We start from the raw sequence: 6,852 nt of genomic DNA, 5'->3' as shown, positions 1-6,852 counted from the left end.
GTGTTGTCGCTGGTTCGAGCCCAGCAAGAAGCGCCATTTTTTTATTTTTTGTAAAGTTTATTCAATGGGGAGATTGATTATGAAGGTGAAAAATACGACAGGAAAATTTTTTCAAGAAAACTTAGAAAAACAACAAGAAAAATCAAATCAAAAATCGATAAGATTTAAAAAAAGAAGAATGTCAATATTGTTTATAACAGTGATTTTAATGGTCTTGAGTACCATAAATATGATCAGTGCTGCTTTTTATATGAAGCCAGAAAATATAAAAAAACACTTTATATATATATTAGCCTTCTTTTTTTTATATCTTATGATAGGGAATTTAGGGAAAATTAAGAGATTTCCTTTGAATTATAAGGTGTTAAGTAATAGGAAAGTAAATATAGGAGTATTTTTTATAAGTATTTTTATTTTATTAGGAATGTATATTGGTGGGAAGATAGGATTACCATTTATTCCACAAATAAATGGAGCCTATGGATGGATTTCGTTAGGGAGTATATCTATACAGCCAGCTGAGATACTAAAATGTGCGTTTGTTATAAACCTTGCAAACTGTTTAGCGAAAGCAGAAGATAGAGATTTTAAAGAGGGGACAATTCTAATAAATGCATCTATTTATTTACTTGTTTATGGAGCTTTAATACTTGCTCAAAAAGATATGGGAACAGCAATCCATTATTTAGCTATTTGGATATTTATGATATTTATGACAAAATTTGAAACTAAATGGATTCTTAGAGTAGGATCTTTGGCACTTCTTCTGGGAAGTGTGGGTATAGCATATATTTATAAATACTCTTCTATCGAAACAGCTTCATATAAAATAATGAGAATAAAAAGTTATATAGATGGTTTGTTTTTCGGAAATTATTCAGATGAATTCGGATATCAGGTAAAACAATCAGTATACGCTTTTGGAAGTGGTGGTTTTTTTGGAAAAGGCTATGCTAATGGAGTTCAAAAATATAGTTATTTACCAGAAATTCATACAGACTTCATTATGGCGACTTTTGGTGAAGAATTTGGAATTTTAGGAATGGTTTTTGTTATTGCTTTATTTTATATGTTGTATCATTTAATTGTTATTACTGGTAGAGAAAGTAAGAATTATTTTGGAAAATATTTAGCTATAGGTATGGGGGCACAGATAATAACACAAGTTATTATAAATATTTTTGTGGCTGTGGGGTTGTTACCTGTTTTTGGTTTACCAATGCCATTTTTTAGTTATGGTGGAAGTGCAATGGTGACTATGGGAATAGCTTTAGGAATAATTCACAATATTAATACAGAGTAAATATATTTTGATTTTTAGTACTAAAAATGATATACTTTAATATGAAAATAAAGGGGATAAATATAAGGTAAGTAGTAAGAGATTAAGGCTAAATAAATTTTAGTTTTAGTTCCTTATTATTTGCGATATTTATCCTCTATGAATTTAAAAGGAGGACGTTAAATGTTCAATGAAGTAAGTTTAAGCTTAGAAATTGGCGGAAGACAATTAACTCTAAAGACTGGAAAAGTAGCTAGACAATCAAATGGTGCGGTTATGATTCAGTATGGAGATACAATATTACTAAGTACGGTAAATAGAAGTAAAGCCCCTAGAACAGGGATAGATTTTTTCCCATTAACAGTTGATTATGTGGAGAAATATTATGCAGCAGGAAAATTCCCAGGAGGATTCAATAAAAGAGAGTCTAGACCATCAACTAATGCTACACTAATAGCAAGATTGATAGATAGACCAATAAGACCAATGTTTCCAGAAGGGTTTAAATATGATGTTCAAGTTGTAAATACAACACTTTCTTATGATGGGGTATGTACTCCTGATTTTATGGGGATTGTAGGATCATCTGTAGCGTTGACAATATCTGATATTCCATTTATGGGACCAGTAGCAGGAGTAGTTGTAGGTTTAATAAAAGGGGAATTTATATTAAATCCAACTCCAGAACAATTGGAAGAGAGTGATTTAGATTTAACAGTGGCAGGAACTGTGGATGCTATAAACATGGTTGAGGCAGGATCTAGAGAACTAGATGAAGAAACAATGTTAAAAGCAATTATGTTTGCTCACGAAAATATTAAAAAATTATGTCAATTCCAAAAAGAATTTCAAGAGTTAGTAGGAAAAGAGAAAATAAAGTTTGAAGCTCCAGAGGTTATGCCTATAGTTAAAAACTTTATTGATGAAAATGGAAAAGCTAATTTGAAGGAAGCTGTGCTAACAATAGGAAAGCATGCAAGACAAGAGGCAATAGATACTTTGGAGGAAACTTTATTTGAAACATTTGTAAATGAGAATTTCGGTGAAGAAGAGGTTCCTTCTAATGTTGTAGCTGAATTTGCAAAGTATTACCATGACCTAATGAAACAATTAGTGAGAGATGCTATTTTATATAATAAGCATAGAGTTGATGGAAGAGCGACAACAGAAATTAGACAACTAGACGCTGAAGTAGGAGTGTTACCAATAGTTCACGGATCAGCAATGTTTACAAGAGGAGAAACTCAGGCTATAGTTGTTGCTACATTAGGAACTAAAGAGGATGAGCAATTAATAGATGGATTAGATGAATCGTTCTATAAAAAGTTCTATCTACATTACAACTTCCCGCCATATTCAGTAGGAGAGTGTGGAAGAATGGGAGCTCCTGGAAGAAGAGAGCTAGGGCATGGATCGTTAGCTGAAAGAGCACTTAGTTATGTAATGCCTTCAACAGATGATTTCCCATATACAATAAGATTAGTATCTGAGATAACTGAATCTAATGGATCATCTTCTCAAGCATCAGTTTGTGGTGGATCATTAGCATTGATGCATGCAGGAGTACCTATAAAAGAGCATGTTGCAGGAATTGCAATGGGTCTTATAAAAGAGGGAGACGACTATGTTGTGTTGACAGACATAATGGGTCTTGAGGATCATTTAGGAGATATGGACTTTAAGGTAGCAGGAACAAAAACTGGAATAACAGCATTACAAATGGATATGAAAATAGCTGGAATAGATGAGAATGTTATGAGAATAGCTCTTAGACAAGCGTTAGATGCTAGACTTCAGATATTAGATGTAATGAATGGAGCAATATCACAAACAAATGAATTAGGACCAACAGTTCCAAGAATTCATCAAATGACAATACCAAAAGATAAGATTGCGGCTTTAATTGGACCAGGTGGAAAAAATATCAAAGGAATCATTGAAGCAACAGGAGCAACTATAGACATCGAAGATGATGGAAAAGTAGCTATCTTCTGCCAAGGATTAGATATTCTTGAGAAAACAATTCAACTAGTAAATGGATATGTTAAAGATGTTGAAATTGGAGAAGTTTATACTGGAAAAGTAGTTAATATAGCTAAATTTGGAGCATTCATGGAAATTTTACCAGGAAAAGAAGGACTTTTACATGTTTCAGAAATTGCATTAGAAAGAGTTGCTAATGTAGAAGATGTATTAAAGGTTGGAGATACTTTTGAAGTGAAAGTTATATCAACTGAAAATGGAAAAATTAGTTTAAGTAGAAAAAAATTATTACAGGAAATGGCAGCTGAATAATTTTAATTAAGGAGGATAACACAGAGGACTTCAACCTCTGTGTTATTTTCCATTGGTAACATAGAAAAAGGATGGTAAAAATGAAATTAGGTTTAATAAGTTTAGGATGCAGCAAAAATTTAGTTGATAGCGAGCATTTAATAGGTTTGATGGTAGCAAGAAAAGGATTTGAAATAACTAATAATTTAGAAGAAGCAGATGTAGTTCTTATAAATACTTGTGGATTTATTGGAGATGCAAAGGAAGAATCTATTCAAGCTATATTAGAAGTAGTTGAGAAAAAAAATACAGGAAATGTAAAAAAAATAATTGTTGCGGGTTGTTTAGCTCAAAGATATGCAGATGAACTGATTGCGGAAATTCCAGAAATAGACGCAGTTATAGGAACAGGAGAGATACATAAAATTGAAGAGGTAGTTGATACTATCTTAGAAGATGAAAAAATAGTAAGGTGTGAAACTTTTGAATTTTTAGCTGATGCAGGAACAGAAAGAATATTGACAACAAATCCTCATACAGCTTATCTAAAAATAGCCGAAGGTTGTAATAGAAGATGTACTTATTGTATAATTCCACAACTAAGAGGAAATTTAAGAAGTAGAACTATAGAAGATATCGTTGAAGAAGCTAAAGCTTTGGCTTCAAATGGAGTTAGAGAGATAAATCTGTTAGCTCAAGAAACAACAGAGTACGGAATAGATCTATATAAGAAAAAAGCTTTACCTGATCTATTAAAAGCTCTAGCAAAAGTAGAAGGTATAGAGTGGATAAGAGCATATTATATGTTCCCTAATTCACTGACAGATGAATTAGTTGAAGTTATAAAAAATGAACCAAAAGTATGTAAATACTTTGATATACCAATTCAACATATTTCAGGAAATATTCTACAAAATATGGCAAGAGCAAAATCAGGAGATCACATAAAATCAATTTTAGATAAAATTAGAACGGAAATTCCTGAAGCATCAATCAGAACAACAGTGATTGTTGGATTCCCAGGAGAAACTGAAGAAAACTTTGAAGAGTTAAAAGAATTTGTAGAAGAATTTAAATTTGATTATGTTGGTGTATTCAAGTATTCAAGAGAGGAAGGAACTGTAGCTCATGACTTAGAAAATCAAGTTCCTGAAGAAATTAAAGAAAGAAGATGGGCAGAGTTAACAAATTTACAAGCGAGCATAGCTGAGATTAAAAATAAAGCTATGATAGGAAAAGTTGTAGAAGTTATGATAGATGGAATCTCTTCAGAGAGTGAGTTTATGTTAGAGGGAAGAACGAGAGGACAAGCTCTAGATATAGACGGAAAAGTTTTGACTAATGACGGGACAGCTAAACAAGGTGAAATAGTAAAAGTAAAAATAGAACAAAATTTTGAATATGATTATATAGGAGCAATTGTAGAAAACGAAGCTAAATAGTGTAAAAATAAGGAGGAGACAATCTTGAATTTGCCAAATAAACTTACAGCAACTAGATTAATATTAGCAGTACCTTTTATATATTTTTTACAGGAATCAGCCACTGCAACAGATCATAATCTATATAGACTAGTCGCTTTTGGAATATTTATTTTTGCATCACTGACAGATTGGTTGGATGGATACATAGCTAGAAAATATAATTTAATAACTGACTTAGGGAAAATAATGGATCCTTTAGCGGATAAGATACTTGTGATATCGGCATTGGTGATTTTTGTTAAATTAGATTATATTCCTTCTTGGATGTCAATAGTTGTAATAGCAAGAGAGTTCTTAATAAGTGGTATTAGAACGATAGCTGCAGCTAAAGGAGAGGTTATTCCGGCAGGTGTTTTAGGTAAATATAAAACAACGACACAAATGATAGTAATTATGATAATGCTGTTTTTAGGATTAGGAAAAACTCCAGAGCAAGCAGTATTATATAAGCAGATTTATTTTTATATGACTTTAATACCTGTGATTTTAACAGTTTGGTCAGGATGGGAATATTCAGTGAAAGCAAAACATTATTTCCTAGGGGAAGATTAAGGAGTGGACAATGGGTTTATTTTATAGAGCTATAAATTTAACATTTGAAATTATAAATATATTGATCTTAATAAGAATAGTTATATCTTGGTTAGCACCATATTCGAGAAATGATTTTACAAATTTCGTTTATAGTGTAACTGAACCAATTTTAAAACCATTTAGAACACTAATTCCTTTGGGAAATAGTAGAATAGATTTATCACCACTACTGGCTTACTTTGCATTGAAAATTGTAAGATATATTATTTTTTATTTATTATAAATAGAATAGAGAAGCCACCGGCTTCTCTATTTTTTGTAGGAGGAACAAAATGCACGAATTAGAGAGTGAATACCATATTCCGGTTTTATATTATGAAACTTTGGAAAATTTAATAACAGATAAAGATGGAGTTTATGTAGATTGTACACTTGGAGGTGGAGGACATTCTGAAGGAATCTTAAGAGAGATTGGAGACAATGGAAGACTGATCTCTATAGACCAAGATGAACAAGCTATAGAGTTTGCTAAAAATAGATTGGGAAAATATGGGTCGAAGTGGTCTGTATTTAAAAACAATTTTGAAAATATTGATACTGTTCTTTATATGGCAGGTGCTGATAAAGTAACTGGTATTTTAATGGATATTGGGGTTTCGTCAACACAATTGGATGATCCAGAAAGAGGGTTTTCTTATAGATATGACACTAAATTAGATATGAGAATGAATAGAAGTTCTGAACTGTCGGCATATGAAGTAGTTAATAACTATGAAGAGGGTGAACTTGTTAAAATATTTTTTGAATATGGAGAGGATAGATTCTCTAGAAAAATAGCTAGATTAATCTGTCAAAGAAGAGAGGAAAAACCTATTGAAACTACAGGAGAATTAGTTGATGTAATTAGAAAAGCATACCCTCCTAGAAGTGAAAAGCATCCAGCAAAAAAGGTCTTTCAAGCTATAAGAATAGAGGTAAATAGAGAATTAGATGTTTTAAAAAATGCAATAACAAAATCATTTAATTCATTAGAAAAAGGTGGACGTTTAGCAATAATAACATTCCATTCTCTAGAGGATAGAATAGTAAAGAATATGTTTAGAGATTTATGTACTGGATGTAAGTGTCCGAAAGAGTTACCTATATGTGTTTGTAATGAAGTTCCGAAAGGAAAACTTGTAAATAGAAAACCTATAATATCTTCAAAACAAGAGTTAGAGTTTAATAACAGAGCTCATTCAGCAAAATTAAGAGTTATAGAAAAGTTATAAGGAGAAA

At 31.5% G+C, this 6,852-nt stretch carries 6 protein-coding genes; all 6 read left to right on the top strand.

The window, feature by feature from the left end; translation table 11 throughout:
• Positions 1 to 79 precede the first annotated feature (79 nt).
• The 6 genes from Q0V67_RS06335 to rsmH all read left to right on the top strand — a co-directional run bounded on the left by Q0V67_RS06335 (position 80) and on the right by rsmH (position 6,845).
• Complete coding sequence (locus Q0V67_RS06335; RefSeq protein WP_297598091.1) at positions 80 to 1,303, top strand: FtsW/RodA/SpoVE family cell cycle protein; 1,224 nt, start codon at positions 80 to 82, stop codon at positions 1,301 to 1,303.
• Positions 1,304 to 1,465: 162 nt separating this feature from the next.
• Positions 1,466 to 3,577: a polyribonucleotide nucleotidyltransferase gene (gene pnp / locus Q0V67_RS06330; protein WP_297598090.1), complete on the top strand. Its 2,112-nt coding sequence runs from the start codon at positions 1,466 to 1,468 to the stop codon at positions 3,575 to 3,577.
• Positions 3,578 to 3,657: 80 nt separating this feature from the next.
• On the top strand, positions 3,658 to 4,998 hold the full coding sequence (gene rimO / locus Q0V67_RS06325; RefSeq protein ID WP_297598089.1) for a 30S ribosomal protein S12 methylthiotransferase RimO: 1,341 nt from the start codon (positions 3,658 to 3,660) through the stop codon (positions 4,996 to 4,998).
• A 24-nt stretch (positions 4,999 to 5,022) separates the two neighbouring features.
• Complete coding sequence (pgsA, locus tag Q0V67_RS06320; protein WP_297598088.1) at positions 5,023 to 5,592, top strand: CDP-diacylglycerol--glycerol-3-phosphate 3-phosphatidyltransferase; 570 nt, start codon at positions 5,023 to 5,025, stop codon at positions 5,590 to 5,592.
• A 10-nt stretch (positions 5,593 to 5,602) separates the two neighbouring features.
• Positions 5,603 to 5,857 (top strand): YggT family protein, encoded by a 255-nt coding sequence (locus Q0V67_RS06315; RefSeq protein ID WP_297598087.1) that lies wholly within the window; start codon positions 5,603 to 5,605, stop codon positions 5,855 to 5,857.
• A 49-nt stretch (positions 5,858 to 5,906) separates the two neighbouring features.
• On the top strand, positions 5,907 to 6,845 hold the full coding sequence (gene rsmH / locus Q0V67_RS06310; protein ID WP_297598086.1) for a 16S rRNA (cytosine(1402)-N(4))-methyltransferase RsmH: 939 nt from the start codon (positions 5,907 to 5,909) through the stop codon (positions 6,843 to 6,845).
• The last annotated feature ends 7 nt before the right edge of the window (positions 6,846 to 6,852 follow it).

The sequence above is a fragment of the uncultured Cetobacterium sp. genome (assembly GCF_947072685.1).
Lineage (GTDB): Bacteria > Fusobacteriota > Fusobacteriia > Fusobacteriales > Fusobacteriaceae > Cetobacterium_A.
The sequence above is the reverse complement of the archived record's forward strand: the minus strand, read 5'-3'. Positions and strand labels throughout refer to the sequence as shown.